The 26,948-nt window shown below is 40.7% G+C and carries 21 protein-coding genes; 4 read left to right on the top strand and 17 right to left on the bottom strand.

Annotated elements, in window-relative coordinates:
- Position 1: 1 nt before the first annotated feature.
- From ACH0BF_RS12390 to ACH0BF_RS12370, 5 genes are all read right to left on the bottom strand, one after another.
- Complete coding sequence (locus ACH0BF_RS12390) at positions 2-1,165, bottom strand: thiolase C-terminal domain-containing protein (RefSeq protein ID WP_340853667.1); 1,164 nt, start codon at positions 1,163-1,165, stop codon at positions 2-4.
- Positions 1,166-1,185: 20 nt separating this feature from the next.
- Positions 1,186-1,602 (bottom strand): MaoC/PaaZ C-terminal domain-containing protein, encoded by a 417-nt coding sequence (locus ACH0BF_RS12385; protein ID WP_120032169.1) that lies wholly within the window; start codon positions 1,600-1,602, stop codon positions 1,186-1,188.
- A gap of 47 nt (positions 1,603-1,649) precedes the next feature.
- The gene (locus tag ACH0BF_RS12380) at positions 1,650-2,099 is read right to left on the bottom strand and encodes a MaoC family dehydratase N-terminal domain-containing protein (RefSeq protein WP_340853665.1); all 450 of its coding nucleotides are present in this window, start codon (positions 2,097-2,099) and stop codon (positions 1,650-1,652) included.
- A 4-nt stretch (positions 2,100-2,103) separates the two neighbouring features.
- Positions 2,104-4,290, bottom strand: a complete 2,187-nt coding sequence (locus tag ACH0BF_RS12375; protein WP_406909428.1) for an acetate--CoA ligase family protein — start codon at positions 4,288-4,290, stop codon at positions 2,104-2,106.
- 330 nt (positions 4,291-4,620) lie between these two features.
- Positions 4,621-6,663 carry a helix-turn-helix domain-containing protein gene (locus tag ACH0BF_RS12370; RefSeq protein ID WP_182916959.1) on the bottom strand — a complete coding sequence of 681 codons (2,043 nt, stop codon included), beginning with the start codon at positions 6,661-6,663 and terminating at the stop codon, positions 4,621-4,623.
- Positions 6,664-6,988: 325 nt separating this feature from the next.
- On the opposite strand from ACH0BF_RS12370, the gene ACH0BF_RS12365 reads away from it, so the two are divergent.
- Entirely contained in the window at positions 6,989-7,657 is a 669-nt protein-coding gene (locus ACH0BF_RS12365) for an MOSC domain-containing protein (RefSeq protein ID WP_340853661.1), read from the top strand.
- A 377-nt stretch (positions 7,658-8,034) separates the two neighbouring features.
- Here ACH0BF_RS12365 and ACH0BF_RS12360 read toward each other — a convergent pair whose 3' ends face one another.
- The 7 genes from ACH0BF_RS12360 to ACH0BF_RS12330 form a co-directional block, all read right to left on the bottom strand.
- Positions 8,035-9,783, bottom strand: coding sequence for a methyl-accepting chemotaxis protein (locus ACH0BF_RS12360; RefSeq protein ID WP_340853658.1), 1,749 nt, complete (start codon positions 9,781-9,783; stop codon positions 8,035-8,037).
- A gap of 34 nt (positions 9,784-9,817) precedes the next feature.
- Entirely contained in the window at positions 9,818-11,449 is a 1,632-nt protein-coding gene (locus ACH0BF_RS12355; protein WP_340853656.1) for an amidohydrolase, read from the bottom strand.
- A 40-nt stretch (positions 11,450-11,489) separates the two neighbouring features.
- Complete coding sequence (locus ACH0BF_RS12350; protein ID WP_340853654.1) at positions 11,490-12,833, bottom strand: APC family permease; 1,344 nt, start codon at positions 12,831-12,833, stop codon at positions 11,490-11,492.
- An 85-nt stretch (positions 12,834-12,918) separates the two neighbouring features.
- Positions 12,919-13,731 carry a carbon-nitrogen hydrolase family protein gene (locus tag ACH0BF_RS12345; protein WP_120032214.1) on the bottom strand — a complete coding sequence of 271 codons (813 nt, stop codon included), beginning with the start codon at positions 13,729-13,731 and terminating at the stop codon, positions 12,919-12,921.
- A 674-nt stretch (positions 13,732-14,405) separates the two neighbouring features.
- A complete protein-coding gene (locus ACH0BF_RS12340; RefSeq protein WP_406909427.1) occupies positions 14,406-16,025 on the bottom strand; it encodes an amidohydrolase in 1,620 nt (539 codons plus the stop codon).
- 38 nt (positions 16,026-16,063) lie between these two features.
- Positions 16,064-17,410 carry an APC family permease gene (locus ACH0BF_RS12335; protein WP_340853649.1) on the bottom strand — a complete coding sequence of 449 codons (1,347 nt, stop codon included), beginning with the start codon at positions 17,408-17,410 and terminating at the stop codon, positions 16,064-16,066.
- Between the two features lie 199 nt (positions 17,411-17,609).
- Entirely contained in the window at positions 17,610-18,485 is an 876-nt protein-coding gene (locus ACH0BF_RS12330) for a MerR family transcriptional regulator (protein WP_406909426.1), read from the bottom strand.
- 274 nt (positions 18,486-18,759) lie between these two features.
- On the opposite strand from ACH0BF_RS12330, the gene ACH0BF_RS12325 reads away from it, so the two are divergent.
- On the top strand, positions 18,760-18,987 hold the full coding sequence (locus ACH0BF_RS12325) for a hypothetical protein (RefSeq protein ID WP_120032222.1): 228 nt from the start codon (positions 18,760-18,762) through the stop codon (positions 18,985-18,987).
- Positions 18,988-19,132: 145 nt separating this feature from the next.
- The gene (locus tag ACH0BF_RS12320) at positions 19,133-19,315 is read left to right on the top strand and encodes a hypothetical protein (RefSeq protein WP_259455778.1); all 183 of its coding nucleotides are present in this window, start codon (positions 19,133-19,135) and stop codon (positions 19,313-19,315) included.
- A 516-nt stretch (positions 19,316-19,831) separates the two neighbouring features.
- Here the strand turns inward: ACH0BF_RS12320 and ACH0BF_RS12315 are convergent.
- The 3 genes from ACH0BF_RS12315 to ACH0BF_RS12305 all read right to left on the bottom strand — a co-directional run bounded on the left by ACH0BF_RS12315 (position 19,832) and on the right by ACH0BF_RS12305 (position 22,717).
- Positions 19,832-21,502, bottom strand: a complete 1,671-nt coding sequence (locus tag ACH0BF_RS12315) for a M4 family metallopeptidase (protein ID WP_340853646.1) — start codon at positions 21,500-21,502, stop codon at positions 19,832-19,834.
- 397 nt (positions 21,503-21,899) lie between these two features.
- Positions 21,900-22,289, bottom strand: a complete 390-nt coding sequence (locus ACH0BF_RS12310) for a YybH family protein (protein ID WP_120032229.1) — start codon at positions 22,287-22,289, stop codon at positions 21,900-21,902.
- A gap of 164 nt (positions 22,290-22,453) precedes the next feature.
- Positions 22,454-22,717 (bottom strand): DUF1292 domain-containing protein, encoded by a 264-nt coding sequence (locus ACH0BF_RS12305; RefSeq protein WP_340853642.1) that lies wholly within the window; start codon positions 22,715-22,717, stop codon positions 22,454-22,456.
- A gap of 264 nt (positions 22,718-22,981) precedes the next feature.
- On the opposite strand from ACH0BF_RS12305, the gene ACH0BF_RS12300 reads away from it, so the two are divergent.
- The gene (locus ACH0BF_RS12300; protein WP_120032231.1) at positions 22,982-24,181 is read left to right on the top strand and encodes an MFS transporter; all 1,200 of its coding nucleotides are present in this window, start codon (positions 22,982-22,984) and stop codon (positions 24,179-24,181) included.
- Between the two features lie 204 nt (positions 24,182-24,385).
- Here the strand turns inward: ACH0BF_RS12300 and ACH0BF_RS12295 are convergent, their stop codons facing one another.
- Both ACH0BF_RS12295 and ACH0BF_RS12290 read right to left on the bottom strand, forming a co-directional pair.
- Positions 24,386-25,255, bottom strand: coding sequence for a YitT family protein (locus ACH0BF_RS12295; RefSeq protein WP_340853640.1), 870 nt, complete (start codon positions 25,253-25,255; stop codon positions 24,386-24,388).
- A gap of 78 nt (positions 25,256-25,333) precedes the next feature.
- Positions 25,334-26,227: a DMT family transporter gene (locus tag ACH0BF_RS12290; protein WP_340856383.1), complete on the bottom strand. Its 894-nt coding sequence runs from the start codon at positions 26,225-26,227 to the stop codon at positions 25,334-25,336.
- Positions 26,228-26,948: the final 721 nt, after the last annotated feature.

Below are 26,948 nucleotides of genomic sequence, written 5' to 3'. Positions count from 1 at the left end.
CCTAGTTTCTAAGAATCATAGCACCAGCAATATCCGGACCAGCCCAGCCCGTGCAGAGACCGATTTCACAATTTTCCACTTGGCGGTCTGTTCCTTGATAGTCATGACGAATCTGGCGGACAATCTCAAGAACGTTGTTCATTCCATGTGTATAGCCTTCTGAGAGCATGCCACCGGCTGTATTGCTTGGGAGTTTTCCGCCCATTTTCAGATTGCCTGCTGCTACAAAGTCCCCTACTTCTCCGCGCGGCGCGATGCCATAAGCCTCTAACTGCCGCAAAACAACCCAGCTGTAGCAATCGTAAATGGAAGCGACATCTAAATCTTCCGGAGAAATGCCGGCCTTTTTATACAATTCAGGAGCTACGTAATCGGCTGCTACTTCTGATAAGTCGGACCAGTAATGAGAGTGGGATACACATTGTCTGGCGGTTATCCCCATAATATAAACCGGCCTTGACTGGCAATCCTTTGCTCTTTCAACCGATGTTACGATAATGGCATTCGCTTCATCTGATTCAAGGCAAAAATCATGTTTATTGAACGGGTAGCTTAAATAAGGGGTTTCTTTATAAGCCTCCATCGTTAATGGCTTTCCATAAAAATAAGCTTTCGGATTTCGCTGGGCATGTTCGTAAAAGCTGACGCACACGTGACCTAAATGCTCTTGTGTAAGCCCAGTTTCATGCATATGTCGAGTAGCAAAAAGCCCAAACCATTGAGCCGGCCCCCCTGCTCCGTAAGGGATGATAAAGCTGCCGCCGTCAATAGCAGACTGCAGCATATTGATGTCCCATCCGCCGCCGCCCATTCTCACTCCCGAGCGTCCATTCATCGAACGATAAATGAGCACCGTGTTCACCTGTCCTGTTTCAATGAGCCCAATTGCATCTGCAATTAGCATTTCCGTACTGCTGCCGCCCCCCATAATATCTTTAACGTATTTAGGACGAACACCTAGATAAGTAGCCAATTGATGGGAAGTACAAGAGTCATTCTCACTATAGCTCATAAATCCATCGATATCCTTCGCTTCAAGTCCCGCATCCTGAATGGCCGCTCTTGCTGCATCTAGCGCCAGATGCAGCGGTGTCGTGCCAGAGTTTTTTGAACGCTCACTTTCTCCTACACCAACAATGGCATAGCGGTCTTTTATTTGTGCCATACAAAACACCCCTCTTCATTTTAGAAAAAACGCAAAGTAGCTTGACCTGATCCAACAACTTTCCCAGGTGCTTTTTCAGCTTTAATCTCTAGATTGACATATTGCTTTCCTTCTTCTTCATAGACACTGCGGACAACTGCCGAACAGGTAATCTCATCCCCTGGTCTTGTTATCGCTCCAAATCTCATACGAAAGTTTGTTGATTCAGCTGTCACACCGGCTATATGCATCACATATTCGCCAAGAAACCCCATGATGAGCATGCCATGGGCAATAACGCCCGGCATTCCGATACTTTTGGCAAATTCATCATCCGTATGCAACGGATTGAAGTCTCCTGAAGCGCCAGCATATTTAACGAGTTGCACCTTTGTAACGGCCGGTTTTGTAAGCGATTCTAATACTTGTCCTTCTTGCAATTCACTGTATGTCAGCAATCGCTGCTCCTCCTCTCTCTTTCCAAAAATAACTGTTATATTTTGGCTTATTGAACGGTCATTTTTGAGCGGTAAATAATATTCATACGGCTAATAACTACTCTGTTTTGGTTTTCATCCTTGATTTCTGTATCAAGCACTAAACACTGCATTCGTCCGCTTCTTCCTTCCTTTTCATATAAATCAGTTACTTTCATCTGACAGGTCAGGCGGTCTCCGGGCTTGATTGGACGAGTGTAAATAAACTCCTGTTCACCGTGAAGCATTCGTTTCGGATCAAGCTCAAGATCAATGCCCTCACCTTCTGAACCAATGACAATCGGAAAGGTAGGTGGAGCAATGATTCCTCCATAAGGCGTGCCGGTTGCATACTCTTCATCCACGTATAACGGGTTTTGATCACCGATGGCCTGGGCAAATTGCCGAATATGCCTCTTGTCCACTTCAAACGTAAATTCCGGTCCTGTTAAACCGATGATGCTTTTATCTAAATCCATTGGTTTACCCTCCAACCTCTGTTTTTTCAGCCATATGGCTGTTTGTCACAATAAGCGCATCGGCTGCTTTCAAGCCATTCTCATAGACAATGAGTGGATTAATGTCTAACTCATCAATCCTGCCTTCCGAGTCAGCAATGAGTTCTGAGACTCTTAGTAACACATTGATTATGGCTTCACGATCGGCAGGTGCTTGACCACGCACTCCGGAAAGGATGGCTTTTCCTTTGATTTCCTCCACCATCTCGATAGCATCCTGCCTTGTAAGCGGAGCCACTCGGAAAGACACATCTTTGAGTGTTTCTACGAAAATTCCACCTAGACCAAACATGATGACCGGACCAAAGGCAGGGTCCTTCGTGACACCGATGATGACTTCTGTGCCTTTAGGAAGCATTTCTTGAACAGATACACCATTAATAACTGCATCCGGCTTGTACCCTTTAGCAGATCGCAAAATATCAGCATACGCATCGATCACTTGATGGTCGTTTTGCAAATGAAGTCTGATTGCATCAGCATCTGTTTTGTGAGGAATATCTTTGGAATCTACCTTCAGCACAACCGGATAGCCAATGCTTCTGGCACATTGAACAGCTTCCTCAGCCGTAGCTGCCAGGGCTTTTTGAGCCGTTGTAATTTGGTAAATCTCTAATATTTCGCTCGCTTCAAATTCACTTAATGTAACACCCGGCTTTAGCAAGTTCTCCAAAATACCTTTTGCCTCGCTCCCTGCTGTCTCACGCTGTTCTGCCGATTCATTCGCCTGTTTGTTACGGCGATATTTCTCACTGTAATCGACCAGCTTGGCAAGAGCTGAGACGGGATGTAAATCCCCTGTTATTACCGGTATTCCATTTTTCTCCATTTCAGCGGCCCCTTTAGGAATAGACATTCCTTGCAGTGGAAATGTCGTAACCAAAATGAATTTATCGGAGCTTTTGCAAATCTCAATAAATTCCTGAAGCAAAGGGTGATCAGCCTCCCAATGCATAGGGAACTCGGTTAAAATGATATTATCGACTTCCGGATCTTCACTCAGTGCCCGCAATGGTGCGATAAATAGTTCTGGATTCGTCACTGCCGCAGCAGCTGTTAAATCAATAGGGTTAGATGTACTGGCAAATGACGGAACAGCTTGTTTAATTTTTGCTTTCGTCTCGTCTTTAAGCGGAATGATTGTAAGGCCGTTCGCTTCACAACGGTCCGCTTCGTTGATCCCTCTTCCGCCGGAACTTGTAATAATGACGGTATTGCGCCCCGTAGGTAATTTCCCCGAAAGAAACAGCTTGGAAAAAGAAATGATTTCTTCATAATCATTCGCTCTAATCATGCCTGTCTGCTTAAAGAAAGCATCATAAACCTGGTCTGAACCAGCCAGAGACCCGGTATGAGAAGCGGCCGCCCGGCTTCCTGCCGAACTTCGTCCCGTCTTCATCACGATCATAGGCTTATTGCGGTCAAGTGCTTCTTTTGCTAATCGGCGCAGCTTAGCAGGATCTTTTGCGCCTTCTAAATAGCCGCTGATCACTTTCGTATTTGGATCATGAACCATATACTCGACGATGTCCGCAAATTCCGTTTCCATTTCATTCCCGACAGTAACAAAATAGTTAAAGCTTAAACCATGTTGGGCTGCCGCCATATAAGTAAGGACGCCAAAAGCCCCGCTTTGAGAAACATACCCAACGGCGCGATTGTCACTTAATGGATAGGCCATCACGCCAGGTGAAAAGGTACCAACGAGCCCATTCAGTGTATTTACCATGCCTACACAGTTCGGGCCGATCAATCGAATGCCATTCTTTCTGGCAATCTCAGCAAGGAGCTCCTGCTGCTTTGCCCCCTCCTCGCCAGTTTCAGAAAAACCGGAAGCAAAGATGATGGCAGCTTTTACTTTTTTCTGCGCACACTCTTCAAGACTTTGCTGAATTTGATTCGCACTGACACAAAATATCGCTAAATCTACAGGCTTCGGTACGTCCGTAATAGACGAGTAACACGGCAATCCTTCTATTTCTGTAGACTTTAGATTGATCGGAAAAATCTCTCCGCTAAACTTTCCGTCGATTAAGGCTTTCATTTGAATGTAACCAAGCTTGTTAGGATTCTTTGATGCACCCAATACGGCAACAGAACGAGGATAAAATAATGATTCGAGACTTCTTTCGGCAACGCTTTCATTACTCATGCTTTTCACCCCGATTTAACATAATTTGAATAGATATCCATCCTTGATTGCTATCATATAAAACCCGATTTAATAATTCAGAAAAAAAAGATACTTAGATTATTTAATTATTAGGCTTTGAAGTTTTTAAAAAAATCCGTACATCCTTTGTTATATAAGAGGTAAAATAATAAAGAACAATTTTTGTGTACACGATAACCCCGACTTTATGCTTGATAACCTCGACAAATGAATAAGATAGACTTCTTGCTTTATGAGGACCTCCGCTTTTACAAACAAAAAAGAACGGTATCTCCAATCTTCAAAATGGAGATACCGTTCTTTTGATTGTTAATGAAATCGTTCCAGCCACTTGATCAATCTTGCCTGAATTTTATTTGACGGAATTTTCCTTCCTCTTTCAATGCTGCTCAAATAAGAAGAAGAGATTTGAATTTCTTCCGCTGCCTCATGCAAAGATAGGTTTAATCTTTCTCTTATTTCCCTTACTCGGCTCCCCATGATTTCTGTTGATCCCTCTACGCTATAATGATCTGGCTGAGCCTTTGGTATGCTTTGTACGGATTGATTTCTCTTAATCGGCCGATATTGTTCCTTCACATATTCAGGTGGATCGATAACAATCGTCGAATGAGCCCAAACACGGCCCCATCCTTTTTGATCGGCAATCAACTCATTCCACTTTTCATAATGCCAGGACTGAATAAGGCCATCTTGCTGTAAGGTATCAAGTGCCTTTTCCAATCGATCTCTCGTGCGCGAAGGCATACGTTCATTAGTATTGACACTTATCGCCTCTAGTAACGTGTTGACTTTATTAGGCTGAAGAAAGTCTCCTTTTCTTGCCTGAATCCGCCAACGCCAGCTTAAATATCTGGCCAACCGCTTTTCCCACGTTTTACGGTAAGGATCATAATGCAAAGTTTTTATAGGAAGAAGTGCTACCTGCCTTCCAGAGCCGCTTAAATACTTTGCAAATACTTGATCGACTGTATACCTTAGTTTTTTTCCGTTCATTTCCTCCGTTATCCGACAGTCTTGTCTTTCTTGATCAACAAATAAAAAGGCTCGTCCTTCGAGTTTTGTCTCTACTGGTTTTCCTTTTTCATATACTATCGCTTTATCTAGCTCAATCCATAGATTTTGGATGATTGAAAGCGATTTCAACACTTGGCGTCGTTGCTTTAATTCATAGCCGCCCCGTCGCCCCTCCCCGCCCAACTTTGGCTTTAGGCCACGAATAGATAACAAATCATCGATCTCCACTTCAACTACATCTTTATAGTGTTTTGCTTTAGACAAGAAAATAGCACAAAGCGCATCAAATACATCTGCATCTAAGTCTGATAATCCTTCAGCTTGCTTCCACGATTCCTTAATAATGGGGTGGGTAGCGTGAAATCGATAGTGATCTTTTTTAAAGGGCTTGATTTGAAGTACGCCCGTCATGTTTCCTTTAGAAAGCGGCATGGTTGGCCAAAAGCCCTGTTCATGTAGAAAATGGTTCTTATAAAGAGCCTCCCGAACAGATTGGTAGGGGGCATTGTTCATGACAGACAAAAAATCTTTTGTAGCTAGAGTTGAGTCGTATTCAAGCGACAATGCAGAAAATGGTTGAAACAAAGCATTCTTTTTTAAATTGAACATGGCCTCAATTTCGTGCATCGTCCAATCTTCTAGATTTAACATCCTACTAATTTTCTTAATCCATTCTAACGTGTAAGTGTTCACTATACTTGTAAACCTTATAATAAATTCTTGATCCTCAGATAAATTTTTTGATATATACTCATAAAAAAGCTCATTTAACTCTTTCCTATTTAATGCCTCTAAGCCATGAGGACCAAGAGATTGTGCCATTTCTTCAAGGACCCATTCAGTTAAATGCATTCGGCACCACCTACAAAAATTCTCCCACACTTCGTCATTCACTAAAAAAGTATCCCTTTTCAAAATATTCTCTATGTAGTGGATGGATGAGCTTTTCAACGTCTTATCATTCAAGATGGAGGATAGGGATGGGGAAAACTTTTTATATTTCATCAACAGGTGGGTAACAATGTTATCAGCAATTTGTCTAATGAACCGGTTGCGTGCAGCCACACGCAAACTGTTAAACACTTGGGCACTCTCCCGGTAGACGCGCTCCCAAATGATAAATGAATTAAACCCTTCATTTTCAATAAAGATCGGTAAATCGGATGCTGTCCTCTCTGATCTGCCTCCAAATCTGTGATCGAGCCCTAATCTACTATCCTGTTCATAAACACACAGAATAAGAAAATCATCTATTTTTCCTGATAATTGTTTAGAAAGGTTGTTTGTTTTTTTTACACCTTTCTGTCTCAAAACATGATCATTTTCTAACATCATTACTACCTCCCCAGACTTTAATAGAGGATATATGTCTCGATGAATGTTTTTGTTGAACTCTAGAATCATTAGTTATCCTTAAATGTAGCAAAATTATTCTGAATATTCAATACGGCATTTTGCTATTGATTAAAGGAATATCCCTATTCTTCCCATCAATCTGCTAAGGTTGGCTGAACTTTTGTGTGCTATTGTTATTTTTGCTTTTTCAGACGCTCATTACCTGATTGTCATTGATAATTAATAAAGTTTTTATAGAAATAAACTGTATAAATGGTAAAATTTAATAATCATCTATTAACAGTATGGAGCAGGTGTAAATGAAATGAGAAACAGCCAAGTGATTGAATTAAAAAATTTCTCCATTGGCTTGCCTAAAAAATTGACGTACGGAAACGGCAAAGAAATGGAGACTGGTATTTGTAAACAAACGGTTGAAGAAGCCTTCTTAACGAAAGAAGGCTTCCGGGGCGATGGAGTAGCAGATTTAAGGTATCATGGAGGGCCCGACCGCGCCGTATGTGTATATCCGTATGAGCATTATTCACTTTGGGAAAAGGAGTTTGCAATCCCCTTGTCCTCTTCCACTTTTGGAGAGAATTTAACAGTAACGAATATGCTGGAAAAAGACGTGTATATTGGGGACGTTTTTCGTCTAGGTGAAGCCGTCATCCAAGTAACTCAAGGCCGCATTCCGTGCAGCACGATTACAAAGAGGAGTAATAATCCAGCTCTCCTAAAAAGGATGGTCCAAACAGGTTTCACGGGCTATTTGTGCCGGGTTTTAGAAGAAGGTACCGTTCGCAATGACTCTAACATAACGCTGTTAGAATCACATCCAAAACAGGTATCCATCCTCGAAGGGAATGAAATTTACTTTCGTAAACCGAAAGATGCGGAAGGAATGAAAAAGATGCTGGCTGTTGATGAATTAGCCAATGAGTGGAAAGAGCTGCTGGAAGATCGATTGAATAAATTGGCTCCTCTTTTATAAGTCCTTTCAAGTAATTTATTAATATGGACTCCCCTAGCAAGAAAAAGGCCTGCTCACCAAGAGCAGGCCTTTTTCAAGAATCCATTTAGAATTTCAGCGATTTTATATCCTAAATCAACCTAGCTACGGCAACGAATATAAAATAGAATCTAATGGAACTGTCAAGTGTGCCAATCCTTCTATTGTATTTTCCCTTCCTCTCTATTTAGGGAAACTCACTTTTCTACTATAAACGTGCGTAACTGCGCCTTTGTACCAGGTATCTCCTTCATGAGTATTTCAAAGAGATTTTTCTCTAGGACAACAATATTTGCAAGTTTCCCTGCTTTCAATGCTCTTAATGCTCCGTTCTCTTAACGACCGGCTTTATTTCAACCTTACAGTTTAAATCGATGAATGGCTTTCTGTAACTCCTGAGCGATATGGGCCAGGCTTTCAGAAGAGCTGGATATTTCATTCATCGAGGCAAACTGATCCTTTGTGATAAATACTACATGTTCAGAATTTACTGTAGCGCTCTTAGCGACTTTTGATATCTCTTCTATTAAGCCTGTTACTTGTTTAGATCTGGCAGACATTTCTTGTGATGAGGCTGAAACGTCCTGTATCTGTTTTACGACATATTCAATATTTTCTAATATGCGCTGGAAGGATCGGTCTGCTTCCTCTACAACAGTCAAACCTGAACGTACTTCTTCTTCTCCTGTTTCCATTGCCACTATCGCTTCTTGTGTATCTTCTTGAATGCCCCTAATTAGCCCGGCAATTTTATCTATTGATTGCCTTGACTGATCGGCCAGCTTTCGGACTTCATTGGAAACTACTGCAAAGCCTTTACCATGTTCTCCAGCACGTGCTGCTTCAACAGCGGCATTAAGAGATAACAAATTCGTTTGGTCTGCAATATTTGTAATGACATCTAATATTTGAACAATCTCCTTCGAATGTTCACCTAATCGTTCAACAACTTTGGCGGTTCCTTCAACTGAATGATTAATTGAACTCATTTGCGAAAGAACCTTATTTATCGCTTCTTTCCCTTGTTGTGCCTCTTTCAATGCTCCCATCGATATATCTGAAACAAAAGAAGCAGATTTTGCAATTTGCTGAACCTCCAATGACATTTCTTCTATCGCTTGAAATCCTTCTTCTGAAGCGTTTAATTGCTTGCTAGAGCCGGTGGCAACTTCTTCAATTGCTTGCTCAATTTGCTGATTCATATGTGTTGATTGTTCGGCACTTGCATACAACTGCTCCGAAGAAGCGGCAATGTGCTCAGATGTAAAAGTAACCTTTTGAATGATCTCTTTTAATTGATAGACCATATGGTGAAATGATTGACTTAATTGGCCAATCTCATCTCTGCGTTTCACCGGCAAGCCTGCGATATATTTATTAGCGCCCCTCAAATCGCCTTCCGCTACATGCTCTGCCGTGTATTTCACGATATTAAGTGGTTTCAACGCGTTCATAATAAATACATATAAAATGATCACAGCGATAACCATAAAAATAATTGTAGTCACCAGAAAGGTCGGTAAACTTTCCAATACTACTTTATCTGTTATTGAGCCTACTTTCTCCGCATTAATATCAACACCTAAAATACCGATTACTTTTCCTGTTTTATCTTCTATCGGCGCAAAAGCTGATAAAAACTCGCCATATTTAGGATCATTTACGATTTCAGTGCTTGCCGTTTCTCCTTTAAGTACCGGCTCAATAGACTTGTAAGTCGTGGCATTAGTTGTCTCACCTATTGTTGATGCAGTCTTGGCGGATTCTCCGATTATTAGAATCTCAATCTCTTTTGTATCTGTTACACCAAGTGTATATACATATAATGCTCCTGTTTTTACTCTAAAATCATTCAGTTGCTGTCTCAATTCCCAATATACTTTATTTTTTTTCTGATTTTGTAAGAATTGTTTATAAGTTTCAGGATTTATATGGCTAACAATCGTTTCGGCTGTGTCTATACTAACATTTGAGATAGCACGCTCTGCCGCCTCTTGAGCAGTATGATATATCATACTCCCACTTACAACTGTTAAGATAACAATAATAATTGCAGCAATATTAGCTATCTTTATGCCTAATCCACCTAATCTGCCTTTCACACCCATCTTCTTGTCCCCTAAATTGGAAATTTGAGCTATCTTACTTTTCTATTAATGAATCGGTATGATCGAAAACAACCTTTCCATCAACAATTGTTACCTGCACTTTCGTATCCGGTATGTCTTCAGTGGGTATGTCAAAAAGGTTTTTCTCTAACACAACAATATCCGCCAGCTTCCCTGCCTCTAATGTCCCTAATTCCTGCTCTCTAAATGAGCCGTACGCAGGGCCGGCTGTGTAAGCTTTCAATGCTTCAGCAAGTGTGATGCGTTCATGCGGATGCCACACAGCTTCTCCGCTGCTGTCAATTCTCGTTACCGCACGGTAAATTTGTAAAAGCGGATTCAAGACATCAATGGGAAAATCCGTCCCAAACGCCAATTTCGCCCCGGCTTCTTGCAATGTCTTGATCGGAAACACATACTTTTCTCGCTCAGAACCAATTCGATCCGTGTACACCCCCCGCTCAGACATCGCAAAGTGATCCGGCTGCATGGACGCCGTCACGCCAAGCTCTTTGAAGCGCGGGATATCATCAGGGTGAATCACTTCGACATGTTCAACCGAATGGCGCGAATCCCGCTTGCCATTTGTCTTTTGCGCTTCCTCATAGGCATCTAAAGCCAGACGGATCGCTCCATCGCCAATGGCATGAAAGCGAATGCTAAATCCTTCTTTATCCGCTTCAACCACCCATTTTTTAAACGTTTCCGGAGGGAAGGATGCCTCTCCCCGAGTGTCGGGTTGGTCAGCATAAGGCTCAAGTAAATAAGCGGTGCGGGCGGTAATCACCCCATCAATAAATTGCTTCAGCCCCGATACACGAAGCTTGTCCGATTGATACGTCTCCCTCAGCTGTTTCACATGCTCCAAATTGCCATTTAATGCAGGCCATAAATGAATGCGGGCGGTTAATTCTCCTTTCTCTTCGAACTCTTTGAATACATCATAGTCATTAAGCATTTCCAATGCCTCTATTGCAAATAAGTCGTGAACAGCCGTTATTCCTAAGCTTGCGGCATGATTAAGGAAATTAGCGAACAGTTCCCGCTTTTGTTCTTTTGTAAAATTATAAGCATGACGGAATACTGTATCCATGGCCTTTTCGTACAACAGACCGTCGGGCTCTCCATTTTTGTCTTTGCTGATCATACCGTAAGAAGGATCCTCTGTATCTCGATTAATGTTAGCAATCTCTAAAGCTTTCGTATTCACCCATACGTAATGCCCTTCCGCATGGAACATCAGCGCTGGGCGATCCGGAAGAATGCGGTCCAATGAATAACGATTCGGCAATTGCTGGGTATCCCAGTATCCTGCATCCCAGGAATTGCCGATGATCCATGAATCTTCCGGCCGCGCTTCGGCAAATGTACGAATCATCTCTAATGCTTCTTCTTCAGAACGGGCTGAGAATAAATTAACACCGTTCATCGAAACAGCTCCATCCATCATATGAAGATGGAAGTCATGAAACCCCGGCATAATTAATTGGTCGTGAAATGGATAGACTTTCGTCCTTTCACCCGAATAAGATCTAATCTCCTCCTCCGAACCAATCGCAAGGATCTTATTATCCTTAATGGCAATGGAAGCTGGTTCCGGTTGATCGGAAAGCCCTGTAAATACTGCATTACTTGAAATAATCACATCAGCTAGTTGTTGACTCATTTTTAATCCATCCTTTTATCTATAATTGTGTACTCAGCTATTATTGCGCCTCTTCAAAAACAAGCTCGGGCGGGGGCTGCTTAAACATTTTCGTAAGATTAAGCAGGTACAAAAACCCTAACGTAAACCAAACTCCACCCAGTATTAGTGAATGAATATCTAATTTCACAAAAAATAATCCTGTAAGCGAAGCGCCAATTAACGGAATAATAAGGTACTGAATAGTCCCCCTAAGGGATCTCTGTTTTTTTCGGATATAATAGTGTGCGATAACCGAAAGATTAACAAGGGTAAAAGTAAACAATGCCCCAAAGTTTATGAGAGATACAGCAAATGTAAGACTTAAGAACAGTGAACTGAAAGCAACACACCCTATGATTAATATGTTATATACAGGGGTGCGATGTTTAGGTGAAAGATGCCCAAATATTTTGGCAGGAAGTACCCGCTCACGTCCCATTGCATAAAGAATACGAGATGCACTTGTCCCTGATGCAATGGCAGAGGCAAAGCATGCCATAGTTCCTTCTGCAAGGATATAGCTTATTAAAAAGTTGCCGCCAATATACGCGGCAATGTCTATATAAGCAGCTTCCGGGTTTTTAAAAGATTGGTAGTCTGGCCAGACAAGCTGCAAAAAATAGGAACCGACGATATATAATGCCCCGCCAATGATTGTAATCAGATAAATGGCCTTAGGGATCGATTTTTTAGGATTTTTCACTTCTTCTGATAGGGTTGTGACGGCATCAAATCCTAAAAAAGAAAAGCATAAAACAGGAATGATGGACATTACGTCAGATATATTCGCATTTGAATCCATAAACGGAAGGATCGAAAAAAGCGTTCCTGCTCCTTGACCGTTTAAAAGACCCTTTATCGAAAAGATAATGAATAAGGCGTACGTTCCAAATTGCATAAACAGAATAGCGGTACTAAATTTGGCAGCAACCGTTACACCAAGTACATTTATAGTTGTAACTATAACAATAAACATAATAATCCAAACATACATAGGAACGGAAGGGAAATAAGCATTCATAGCTATTCCTAGAAATAAAGAGCTAATCATTGGACTAAATATATAATCAAGTAAAATGGTCCAACCTACGAGAAAACCAACGTGAGGACTTATGGCCTTTTGTGTAAACGTGTAAGCAGCACCCGCCGTTGGATACGCTTTCACCATTTGTGCATAGCTATAGGCTGTAAATAACATAACGACTAGAGCAATGATATAAGCCGTTGTCATCATCCCGTTTGTGCTAGTGACAGCTACTCCATAGGTGGAGATCATAGTGGTGGGAGCCATAAAACTCAAACCAAAAAACACGATATACTTTAATGACAGGGTACGCTTAAGAGTTGGGGAATTTGCATTCATTAATCAATCCTCCTTTTTTTATTCATACACTACATCTTAATATTCTTACTTCCATTCATTTTTAGTAAGCAGATACTTCAGATGATCAAATTTTAATTTCCCAAACTCCCTCTCCAATTTCCTGCGAAGGTGTAGGAAGTGACACCCTGCGCTCTTTCAGATAGTGATACTGTTGTCTGCTCTCCTGGACAAGCGACAAGTCGATCGTTGCTGATAATACTTCTTCTTCGCATCCTGCTTCAGCAATTATCCGTCCATATGGATCAACGACAATGCTCCCTCCGCAAAACGTAATTTCCTCCAGCTCTCCAAGTCGATTTGTCAAAGCAACAAACATCTGGTTGTCTTGTGCTCTGGCTTGAACGGCAACACGATGTACTGGACCATCCCAATTTCCATCTGTCACTAACAATAGCTCTGTTCCCATGCTGGCAACTGCCCGGGCTGTTTCTGGATATTCTATATCGTAGCAAATGAGCAGCCCGACTTTTGTGTCTTGCCAGCCGCAGCTTCGGAAACAATTTCCAGGATTGACGACTGCCTCTTCCCCCACCCATAAATGAGTCTTACGATAAGAAAGCAACAATCCTGTCGGTCCCACTAGAATCGTGGTATTATAAATGTTTTCTCCTTCCTTTTCGTATAAGCCCACAACAATGGAAGTATTAGCTTCTCTTGCTTTACGTTCTAAATGTTTGACAAGAGGTCCATCCAAGGGCTCGGCTAATGTACGAGCAACCTCTGGAGAAGGAAACCCCATGATAAATGTCTCAGGAAACAAAATGAGGTCGTGAGAATGACCATACTTATTAACGACCTCATCCAAACGAGTAAGATTGTTTTCAACCTTCCCATCTTCACAAATGAGTTGTGCTAATGCGATAGTTACTTGATTCATAATAAAATCCTCCCTTTAACTGATGTCAAAAATATTCCAAAAACACTAAACCGATTTTTACATTATAAGAGCTTAGCCCCTAGTGATGCAAAAAGACTTAATAAACCTCCTACTAGTAATATTTGCTCAGTTAATAACTTGCAAGAATAGTGCCAATGTTTAGATTACTTTAAAACCAGGTCATTATGTGAATACTCTAATGCAAAATTGAATTAACAACAGGAGGATTGATTTGTTTTTGCATTACAATTCATATATGAATTAATTCTCTGTTTCTAGCTTCCTTTCAATCGTTATATGGCTTAAATGAAGATGCTCTCTATCCCACATATATTTTTTAGATGACGAGACTCCACTTTTTCAAGAAGTTCCTTTCATATTTTTCTATTCTCAGTCTTTTTGCAAAGTCTCGCCAGCAGCCCTATTGCTTCAGATAAATCGCTCAAGTTCCTAACTTCTGACTAAACCTCCTAGTTTATGTGTGTTCTCTGGCCGATCATAAGAAATTAACAGATCAATAGTTGCTTTCTTATTCAAGCACTGCTTCTCAGCCGTTCTTATTCCACGTCTTTGTGATTTCATAGCTAATCTGTTCTACGCCTGCATTTTCTATAGTATGAGTGGTCTGCTTTTGTTTGTTTATTTTCCGTTCTTTTGATAGGACAATTAACTCATTATTTCACTAATTCTCCGGCATGATCATACACTACTTTCCCATCAACAATTGTTACCTGCACCTTTGTATCAGGTATGTCTTCTGCAGGTAAGTCAAAGAGATTTTTCTCTAACACAACAATATCCGCTAGCTTCCCTGCTTCCAATGTTCCTAACTCTCCCTCTCTAAATGAACCATATGCAGGACCGGCTGTGTAAGCTTTCAATGCTTCGGCAAGTGTGATGCGCTCATGCGGATGCCAGACGGTTTCTCCGCTGCTGTCAATTCTCGTTACCGCACGGTAAATTTGCAGAAGTGGGTTCAAAACATCGATGGGAAAATCCGTTCCAAAGGCCAAGTTTGCACCAGTTTCCTGCAATGTCTTGATCGGAAACACATACTTTTCACGCTCAAGGCCGATTCGATCGGTGTACACCCCCCGTTCAGACATCGCAAAGTGATCCGGCTGCATGGACGCCGTCACGCCAAGCTCTTTGAAACGCGGAATATCATCAGGGTGAATCACTTCGATATGCTCCACGGAATGGCGGGAATCCCGTTTGCCATTTGTCTTTTGCGCTTCCTCATAAGCATCTAAAGCCAGGCGGATCGCTCCGTCGCCAATGGCATGAAAGCGAACGCTAAACCCTTCCTGATCTGCTTCAACTACCCATTTTTTGATCGTTTCCGGAGGAAAAGACGCCTCTCCGCGTGTGTCAGGTTGGTCTGCATACGGTTCTATTAAATAAGCCGTACGGGCGGTAATCACGCCATCAATAAATTGCTTCAACCCCGATACACGAAGCTTGTCCGATTGATACGTCTCCCGCAGCCGTTTCACATGCTCCAAATTGCCATTTAATGCAGGCCATAAATGAATGCGGGCGGTTAATTCCCCTTTATCTTCAAATTCTTTGAAAACATCGAGAGATTCTATTGTTTTCAACCCGTGTAAATCGTGAACAGCCGTTATCCCTAAACTTGCTGCATGGGTTAAAAAATGAGAGAAAATTTTACTTTTATATTCATTTGAAAAATTAAATGCATGATGCACGACCGCATTCATTGCTTTTTCATATAAAATACCATCAGGTTCTCCCTCTTCATCCTTGCCGATTATGCCGTAAGAAGGGTTTTTTGTATTGCGGGTAATTTGAGCGATTTCTAACGCCTTTGAATTTACCCATGCGTAATGCCCTTCCGCATGAAACATGAGCGCTGGGCGATCCGGAAGAATACGGTCCAATGAATAACGATTCGGCAATTGCTGGGTATCCCAGTACCCTGCATCCCATGTAAACCCGATGACCCATGGATTTTCCGGATTTGATCGAGCAAATTCCTGGATCATTTCCAACGCTTCATCTTCTGAACGAGCCGCGAATAGATTCGCACTATTAAGGGAAACAGCTCCTTGCATAATATGAAGGTGAAAATCGTGGAATCCCGGCATAATTAGTTGATCTTTAAATTGATACACTTTTGTATTTTCACCCAAGTAAGCCTTTATCTCTTTCTCTGAACCAACCGCAAGGATTTTATTGTCCTTAATCGCAATGGACGCGGGTTCCGGTTGATCACAAAGCCCTGTAAATACAGCCTTACTTGAAATAATTACATCAGCTAGTTGTTGACTCATTCTTCATCAATCCTCTCATTATATAGATCTACTCCCTTTTATTGAGCTTCTTCAAAGGTAAGCTCAGGAGGCGGTTGCCGAAACATTTTCGTTAAGTTTAATAGATAAATAAATCCGATAAAAAGCCAAGCCCCGCCTAGTAATAATGAATGCTGGTCTAATTTTATGAAAAACAGTCCAATAAGAGCAGCGCCAATCAATGGAATGATCAAATATTGAACCGTTCCTTTGAAAGACCTTTTTCTCTCTCTGAAGAAGTAGTGAGCGATCACTGAAAGATTCACAAAGAAAAAAGCGAACAATGCCCCAAAACTAACAAATGAGACGGCTGTTGTTAGATTGATAAAAAGAGCACTTAACGCAACGGCGCCAATGAGTAAAATATTAAGCACAGGTGTATGATATTTAGGGGACACATAGCCAAAGAGCTTCTTCGGCAATACATTTTCCCTTCCCATCGCATATAAAATGCGAGAGGCGCTCGTTCCCGAGGCAACGGCCGAAGCAGTGGTAGAGGTTAGTCCTACTGCAATAAAGAAACTCACAAAAAGACTTCCACCGACATACATTGCAATCTCCAAATAAGCAGATTCAGGGTCTTTAAAAGATTGGAACTCCGGAAAAATCAGCTGAGCAAAATACGAACCCGTAATAAATAAAAATCCACCAATTAGCGTTACAAGATAAATCGCTTTTGGCAATGTTTTCTTAGGATTCTTTGTCTCTTCTGACAACGTAGTGACTGCATCAAAACCCAAAAAGCTAAAGCAGAGAATAGGGACAACAGATAGAAGCGTCGGTACACTAACTCCGGGGTCATAAAATGGAACGGTTGAAAATAATGTACCTGCCCCTTTTCCTTCAAGAAGCCCTTTAATCGACAAAATAAAAAATAGCACAAACAATAAGATCTGTAGAAGAAGCATATAAATATTAAGTTTCGCCGCTAATTTAATACCAAGAATATTGACCGTGGTAATCACCGCAATAAACAAAATGATCCAAACGACTATCGGGATGGATGGGAAATAAGCTTTCAATGAAATTCCGACGATTAGGGCGCTGATCATTGGGCTAAACATATAATCAATAATGATCGTCCAACCAACAATAAATCCAATATGCGGACTGATTGATTTTTGTGTAAACGTATAAGCCGCCCCGGCAGTCGGAAACGCTTTCACCAATTGGACATAGCTGTAAGCTGTAAATAGCATAGCCACTAAGGCGATTGCATAAGCAGTTGGCATCATCCCATTGGTGCTATGCACGGCAACCCCGTAAGTAGCAAAAAATGTTTTAGGCGCCATAAAAGCTAAGCCGAAGAAAACGACATGTACAAGAGTAAGCGAACGCTTGAGGGTTGGTGAGTCAATGTTTTTCATAGCTTAAACCTCCTTATAAAGTGTTTCTCCTTAACATTTGATAATAAAAATGAAAAATGACTATTTTTATTTAAATCCAATTATTCTGAATTTAAAGAATCCCCCCATTCCATCTGCATGACTTCATCATAAAGTCTCGTCTAACCCTAGAGTCAACTGTTTCCATAGAAAAAACCTTTGAAATGATAACGTTATCATTTCAAAGGTTTCTTCGAACTTGTTTTTCTTGGACAGGGATTTGTATTTCATAGTAGGCTTCCTCATATTGATCTGTTAAAGAAATGTCGACTTGCATAACCCTAATAGCGTCACCAGTAATCATATAACCATGAGTATCACAATAATGAAGCAGCTTTTTAAGCTGAGTCAGCATTTTCTCTCTCGTGAGCCCTCCATAGTAAGAGCATGCAAATATCCCTTTTTCTATTTTTTGTGTTGATTGTCCAGACGATTGATTTTCTACAAGAATAAATAGTTGCGATTGATATTTATCAAGGTTAAGAGGTCCATCCGCTGATTGGCGAATGTCGTTAAAATAATCTTTTTTGATAAAATCCCCAAATTTGTTACTAGCCAACACTGGGATGATCCCACCAACTTTATTTTCGAGCTCTAATAGTCCAAAATAAAGATTTTCTTTATCTCCCCAGCTTACTGGTCTAGCTAGCTGAATGTATTCGCGCTCTTCAAATTGTTTAACTACAATATCCGAATTCTTATAACTATTAGTGAAATATTCAATATTGTATAGTCGAGTATTCAAAGTATCATAGATATCTTGCAATCCCTTTATTCTTTCTTCTATATTAGCCAGTGATTCTTGAAGTGTTTGAATGGATTTTTTAACGTTACGGTTTGTTAAGAATTGCTTGATTTCCTCTAGGGAAAAACCGATTTTCCTCAGTTCCTTTATCGTTCCGAGAACTTCATACTGGGAAATGGAGTAATAACGATATCCGGTGTCAGGGTCAATGTAGTAGGGCTTTAACAATCCAATTTTATCGTAATGACGCAGTGTATCCACCGTTATACCTCTTAACTTTGCCATTTCCCCTATACTCAGCTTATTTCTCATGGCTCTTTCTCCTTCTAGCTAGTACTGGAAATAAATATACTAAAATAATAGCACGACCACTTCTGTTGTAAAAGAGAGATTTCTTCTCACGAACAGGAAGTAAAAAAGGGAGTGAATCATTCTTTTCCGAACAATCCTTTCTTTGCCTCTAGCTCTTATCCCTAAAATATAGTGTTGCTTTCTTTACAAAGTGTGGCCTCTCTTCTAGCGGCTAAATCGTTGCCAGCACCTAATTTTATTGGATACATAAGATGCTTTTAAAGGGGTGATCAGCATGCCGTGGCAGGATAAAGCTAGCGAGCTCATCGGTCAGCCCGTGGGCGTCTCATTGTCCAACGGCCGGGGAGTGTCCGGTATTTTATGCAGTGTGTCTGGAGGGAAAGTTTCTGTCATCGAATATTTATATAAATCTCAATTTGCATTGAAGCAGTATGATTATCGGTCGGTCCAAGATATCAACGGATTTCCTCCTTGTCAAAACCGGCAATGGTTCTATTATTAACAATGACCCTCTTTTAATAAAGAGGGTCATTGTCTTTGCTTGCCGCTGTTGTGCCTAACTAAAAGCATCGACTTCTCCATCTTTTATTCCTTATTATGGTATCATGAAAAAAATAAGGAAAGGAGTGAATAAATACTTGAGCTTAATGTCATTTGTTATCGTCATCATAGGCGCATTAATGATTGACTTCTTCTGGCTTGATGTGGAAAGCAAAAGATGGAAGTGGCTGAAAAACCGCTCTAAACCTCAACAGGTGCTGTTTTTTGTTTTTTTTATGAGCTCTTCGCTAGTTCTTTATTATTTGTTTGGACATAAGTTTTTAAGTTAATGAAATCACTTCAACTTGCCAATCATTTCTATAAAAGGATTGGCAGGTTACTTTTACCTCTTGCAGTTGTATACAAAATATCAATCATACTTAAATAAAGAAGAGGTTATTTGTTGATTGCACCTTATCCGCTTATGGAATCGGTCTTCCTTTATTTATTGTTATAAACAAAGGCTCTGTTAAAAAGAAAGGATATTCTTTTGAGAGTTAGTTGTAACAGAAGACAGTGACTCCAGCGGGAAAAGCGAGTATTAGTGAGACTCCGCACAGAGCGCACGCGCCTAACCAAAAGAAAAAGCACCATAAGCGGTGCTTTTTTCTGCTGTGTGATTAGAAAAGTCAATTCTTCGACTCGCGATCTATTCATCTCTCACTCTAGCTTGATTTCATTAATAAAAGGATAGGATAACAGGGAAATCACTACCTTCTTCGTGAACATTTTCACGGGAGTTTAGAAGAACAGGTTTTTCATAAAGAGAAGCGGCCTGTATTTTCTATATTTTCAAAAGGACCTAATCATTTAACTCCCACAGCGTCAAAAGATTTACTGACGGCATTTACTTCCGCCGAACCGGCACCAAAGAGGTCGGCTGCTGACTGCACCAGCGCAGCTCGAGCTTGGCTAAAAGTCGAAGATGCTGTTAGATAAACGGTATTCGCACGATAATAAATCTGCCCTACCTTCTCGTTGCCAATACCTGGTACTGTTATGCCATAATGAGTCCCTCCTTTGGCCAGAAGGTAAGCAGCTTTATTTATGATGCCACTATTCGTGTGTACGCCGCCATTATCTGCTGTACCTGTATAGCGTTTAGAATAATGATCAGGATCTCCATACTTCGCAGGGTCGCTCATTGAACGAAGCGCATCATTTGCAACCCCGGGTGTATAGATGTCTTCTCCAATCTCATAATCAGCGTTACTGTTATGGTAAAATTCAGCAAGAGTACCGAAAACATCTGAAATCGCTTCATTTAAGGCTCCAGATTCATTTTGATAAATTAAATCTGAGCTGCTGTCCGTCACGGCGTGCGTAATTTCATGAGCGACCACATCAATCGCGCCGGATAGCGGAATAAAAGTCGAACCGTCTCCGTCTCCGTATACCATCTGACTTCCGTTCCAGAACGCATTGTTGTATCTGCTGCCGTAATGAACCGTTGACCTAATGGCAGCCCCTCTACCATCATAGGAATTACGATTGAATTTTGTCTTATAATAATCATAAGTTTTAGCCGCATAGAAATGAGCATCCACAGCTGGAGCCTCATAGGTGCTATTTAAAAGATTGTCAGAGCTTGTCCAAAGTGTGCCAGGAACTTGGGAACGGTTTGCCGCATCATAAGTAACGATCCCGCCGCCTCTTGTTCTATCTTGTAAATAATAGGTTGAACTTGAAAGCGTCATATTCAGGTTTTTCGTATCCCCTAACACCCCTTTTCCAGTGCCTGTTGTATTGGTAGATGCTGCAGCACCTGGCTTAGCGGCCTCTTTTTTGCTTGTTTCCTGAGTGTTAGCTTCATGAAGGTCGTTATATTTATTCAGTATTTTTCCAGTTGAAGCTTCAATAAAATAATTATAGTTTCCTGGTTCTGGAGATAGGAAGTTCAAGTTTACTAGATAAGCATAAGTAGCATCATCGCCTTGCACGTACACAACCAACTCTGACGTTGGCTCTTTTTCATATTCAGGAATCAAACCAAGATCAGCTTCAGCAATTTTAATTGATTGGTTGGCATTAACTTTCCTTTCATGTTTTAGCCCTTTTTTATCTTCCAGGTTAGGGGTGACTGTGCCCGAGAATACAGTTAAGATGCCATTATCTGTTACCATGGCTGCTTGTGTAGACCCCCAGACAGGGACTCCGTTGTATACCTGCTGTAGTCGAAGAGCAGTGGACCCGTCCTTTTCCTTTTTACTTGATGTTACTTTGAAGGATTCTTTAGCAGATTTAGATCCGAGCTTATATTTGTCTTTGTTAGCGCTTACATAATCATGCACAACGCTTTCTGCATTTTTTTTAGCTGGTTTTGTCAGGTTACCCGAGACAAATTCAGGCGAACCGACTGACTGATTATACTTGTAGTTTGACAAAACATTTTTTGGTGCGGCAAGCGATGAGGCAGGAGAGAAGACACTAGTGGCTAAACCGAGAGACAATCCAAGAGCTAAAACTTTTCTGTTCACTTTAAGTCCTCCTTGGTTAACATGAATGGTAATTCAGAAATCATCATACCATGCTGAAAATTATTTTTATACTATTTTTTTCAATTTAATTCCATTTTACTAGAAAAAGTAGAATTTTAAGGAAATTAATCCTCAGAAACATAGACTCATAGTAGATAAATGGTATTATTTACAATTCACCCATTTATAACCATAATAAAAAAGCCAGCATACTATGCGCTGACCTATACTCTCTGTATCCGCTTGTCGAATAAAGTCTTTTAAGCCCCGTCATTAAAATCTTTTTAACATCTGCTTCTAAATCATTTTTTAATGAGTTATATAAAGTTGCTGAATAATTCTTTACCTGGTTCCGTTTTCGGAGTAAAAACAGACTTCTTAACGGGATCGTTTTTGACTATCTAGTAATCAATTCTGTTCCATATGAATTATCAACCGCACAAAGCCAGCTGCCTTGTAAATTTTTCCGAAATACGTATGTTGCTCTTCGATCCATTGAATATTCGGTTTCCTGTTTATCCGCATCCAAAAGCGTCTGAGAAATAACTAACGCCGTATCGCCAGCTTCCAGAATAACCATTTCCCCCTGTGTCGGCACGAGAGTATTATTGAAGTATTGGGAAATAGCGATAAATGCTTTTTTGATTTCCTCTTTGCCCTGTGCTACCTTTCCGGGCTTTATAACGAGAATAGCATCATCGGTATAGTAATTCATCAATGTATCAAAATCTTCCTGCTTAATTGCCAGATCACACTTTTTAATAAGCTCTGTTAATTCATGTTCCATAAGATCCTTCCTTCCCCATACTAAAATATGTTAATTAGATCGATTTTACATGATTTACCTCAATGACACTATCTTTTTTCCCTGCTCACCAAAAAAAGCCAACAAGAATTTGTTGGCTTTGGGTACATGTGCTTTAGCTTGCTTTGTCTATCCTCCTGCGCCCATCAGTCTTCCATAATTTCATCAAAGGCGGCAGAAACTTTGTCGAACTCTTCCTCACTTTCAATGGAGGTAAAGTCGCCCTCTTGGTCGACCTTTAAAAAGAAAACGTCAATGTCTTCCTCTGTTTCATCCTCAATATCCTCTACAAAGCCGACTGCCGCATATTGCGTGCCTTCGATATTAATAGCGGCCAATACTTCAACCCTCTGTTCTTCGTCGTTCTCACCGCTAATCGTGAAAACTTCTCCTACTTCAATATTTTCCATGCAATAACCCCTCTCCTTTTAAATTCCTCTTGTTTTAATAAGACCTCTAGTCATCTTATTTCCAAAGGGCGAGTAATTCATGCAAGAAATGCCGATTTTCATCCTAAGTATTTTCTTCTTTTGTTTTTCCCATACTATTGGTGCAATTTAGATTAGAATTGCTAACCTTCAAATTCAACGATATTCCAACAAACTTCTTGTTTTTTTCATTACACCCGTCTATATTTATATAAAGATAGCTGTCAAGACAAGGAGATAGACACAATGTCAGAAAAAACAATTTCACAGAAAAAGCTGCTTGGCATCGCCGGCCTTGGCTGGATGTTTGATGCAATGGATGTCGGCATGCTGTCATTTATTATCGCTGCTCTAAAAGTAGATTGGAACTTGACACCAGAGCAAATGGGCTGGATCGGCAGCGTGAACTCAATCGGAATGGCTGTTGGTGCGTTCCTATTCGGTCTTTGGGCTGACCGTATGGGTCGGAAAAATATTTTTATTATTACGCTGCTGATCTTTTCACTGGCAAGCGGCCTATCCGCACTGACGACCACACTCGCCGCTTTCCTTATTTTGCGCTTTTTTGTCGGTATGGGACTTGGCGGCGAACTGCCGGTTGCTTCGACGCTTGTTTCAGAGAGCGTACCAGCAAAAGACCGAGGGCGAGTAGTCGTTCTGCTCGAAAGCTTCTGGGCGTTCGGCTGGCTGCTGGCTGCATTAATTTCTTACTTTATTATTCCGTCATTCGGCTGGCAAATTGCGCTTGTACTTGGGGCACTTCCAGCGTTTTATGCCCTTTACTTGCGCCTAAACATGCCTGATTCTCCTGCATTTTCACCGAAAAAAGCAGAAAAACGCACCATCGGCCAAAATATCCGTGATGTCTGGTCGAAAGCATATGCCCGGTCCACTCTCGTACTATGGGCCGTTTGGTTTACTGTTGTCTTTTCCTATTATGGCATGTTTCTCTGGCTTCCAAGTGTCATGGTCATGAAAGGATTTAGTATGATCCAAAGCTTTGAATACGTGTTAATCATGACTCTTGCTCAGCTGCCTGGTTATTTTACAGCAGCCTGGCTTATTGAGCGCGTAGGTCGGAAGTTTGTCCTGTCTACCTATTTAATTGGAACGGCTGCCTCCGCTCTTGTATTCGGAAATGCAGAAACAACTGCTGTGCTTATCACCTCTGGTATCTTACTATCCTTTTTTAATCTTGGTGCCTGGGGAGCCTTATATGCCTATACGCCAGAACAATATCCAGCTGTCATTCGTGGAACAGGTGCCGGCATGGCCGCTTCCATCGGCCGGATTGGCGGCATATTGGGACCGCTTCTCGTTGGAGCTTTAATTGCTGCCGACTATTCTATTGCATTCATCTTCGGTTTGTTCTGCATCAGCATCTTTATCGGCGTAGCTGTATTGGTCATTTTCGGCCGAGAAACGCGTCAAGTGGAACTTGAATAGAAATAAGCTATTCATATAAACAGTTATCAAACGATCGAATGATCCGCACTATTTTTCATCCACACTCTTTTTCCTGTGGAAAGAACAAAAGGGTTGTCCTCATGGGACACCCCTTTACTCTACAGGTTCTCATAAAACGAACTGGCAAACTTTCTGAGTTTTCTCCTTGAAGCCCCTTTTATGATTAGCCTTTTGATTCTTCCATTACTTTTCTGTTCCATAAATCTTAGATAGAGAAAAACCTCTTCCAAGAATCTCAGAAGCATTAAGAAATACAACAAAAGAAGATGGCTCCTGCTCTTGTAATACCTTTTTCAAATAAATAGCCTCCTGCTGTTCAACCACACATAGGATCATCGTTTTTTCTTTATTGGAAAACCCGCCAATGGAGCGCACTTTTGTCAATCCTCGGTCAATTTCGTCTTTAATAATGGATTGAATCTGCTCTTCCTGTTCAGTAATAATAAGAACAAGCTTTGAGGGTGAGGTTTGCAGCTGGACAAAATCAATGACTTTGCTCGTAACATAAATAGCCATCATGGCATAAAGAGCAAGCTCCAAGTTAAAAACAAGGGCGGAGCTAATAACAACAAATCCGTCAACGATTAACTGGGAATAGCCACTGGAGAGTCCTGTATATTTTTTAACAATTTGCGCAACAGTAGCTAGTCCCCCTGTTGATCCCTTTCCTCTATAAACAATTCCTAGCCCTACCCCCAGGAGAATTCCTCCATAGATAGCGGACAGTAAAGGATTATCAATCTTAAAAGGAATATCAGCGCTGAGCCAAATAGTAAATGGAACAAAGAAAATCCCTACTAACGTCTTTAAGCTGAAATCTTTTCCCAGAAGCAAAAGGCCAATAAAAAAGAGTGGAATATTAATAGCCCATTGTACATAAGCGGGGTTGTACTGATATAGCTCATACAGGATCGTGCTTATACCAGAAACACCGCCTGCTGCGAGCCGAGCCGGCAGCAGAAAAATATTATATGCCAAGCCAACTAAGGCCGAGCCAATGATAATAGATAAATATTCCATGAGTAATTTTGTCTGAGCTGTATGTTTTATCATTCTTTGAGACAGTCCTTTCCTGATGGTAACTCATAAATAAAACCATGCCTTTTCATTGCAGAAAAGTTACATTTCCTCTTAACCGCTAGCCTTCGTTTGTTCCTGTGCACTCTTTCGCTGATAGGTAGATAGCACAACTCCGCTTACTATGAATAAAGCGCCTAAAAGTTCTATCTTAGTTATTGGTTTATGCAGAATGATTAATCCCGTAACCATGGCTACAAATGGTTCTAAATTAGATAACATAGAAGCCTTTGAAGCATCCACATACCTAATGTTACTGTTCCAAATCAGCGTAGCTATACCGTGCACTACAATAGCCGTTGCAGCTAGAAAAGCCCAACCCTTGCTATTAGAAGTTATTCGTAAAGGGATATCTAATAGAAAAACAAATGGAATCGACACAACAAAACCTACTACATTCGAATATAAGGTAATAGTCAGTGCATCTATTCTTTTAGAGAGCACCCTTGTCATAATAATCATAATAGCGAACGTTATCATTGTTACTATGATCCATACCAGTCCCTTATCCACGTGCAAAGACGATAAATGACCTTTTGTTACAACAAAATAAATTCCCGTAATCGCTACGATAGATCCTACTAACATCCGGATTGTTAATTTCTCTTTTAAAAAAAGGGCTGCTAATAAGCCAGTTAAAATGGGAGTCATTGCTAAAATCAATGCGGACGTGGTCGGATCAGCTGTTTGCAGACCGACAAAGAAAGACCACTGATTTATCAGCACACCAATAATTCCAAGAAGAGACACTGCAAGAAAATCTGATTTACTTATGCGTTTAAAGTGTTTTTTGTAGAAGGAAACTCCACCTAAAAAAAGTACAATAAATAGCAGCCTTAATGCAGTTAATAAAGCTGGTGAGAAATCCTGGACTAAAATTTTGCCAAAAACAAAATTACTTCCCCACACAACCACACAAAAGGTCAGCCAAGTATACGCTTTTACTATCGTTGTCACCCCCATGCAGTAAAATATCAACTATCCTATTGTAGACTGACTCAAATGTTTCGTATACCCTTTGTGCCAATTACGTAGATCTCTTTACTGCTATTTTGAATTTCAAAGCAGAAATCCATTGAGAGGCTGGCTTTTCAACCTAAAAAATAGCCTGTTGAATGGAATATTCACAGGTTGAATTTCTTTCACTCATTATTTTAGCTTTCATTACAATTAGAAAAACCCCTGTACATCCGTTTGAATCCCACGGAGTGCAAGAGGTTTTTACTATGCTGATACAGGTTTTTTAGTTTCTCATCAACTTACAAAATTTATATTGTCAGTAATCCTCTTAAAACTTACCACATTTCAATTTGTTGAAATCTCAGAGCGAGCCATATCCTAAACAAACGATTTCACATTTATAAATTATAGTTTTTTTTATTTATTTTTTCCACGCATTTTTTATGCGATCAATAACAATTTTTGGGCTCTGACAGTTGCAGGAAATATCCACTTTTTTAGCAGCAATATGCTTGCTGTCTTTAGACAATAAAAGCCGCTCCAATTGGTTTTCCAGCCGTTTTTCGAGCTTCTTCTGTTAATGCGATATAACTTACTCCCATACCAATAAAATAAAGGACCTTATGAGGTCCTTTCAGACTGTAGACAAACTCAATGAAATTCTAGAGTTTGTCTACAGTCCTTTTTATTTTGCTTGTGAATGGGGGCT

It is taken from the genome of Pseudobacillus sp. 179-B 2D1 NHS (genome assembly GCF_045370945.1).
Taxonomy (GTDB): Bacteria; Bacillota; Bacilli; order Bacillales; family Domibacillaceae; genus Pseudobacillus.
Note: the sequence above shows the minus strand (reverse complement) of the source record. Positions and strands in the feature narration are given on the sequence as shown.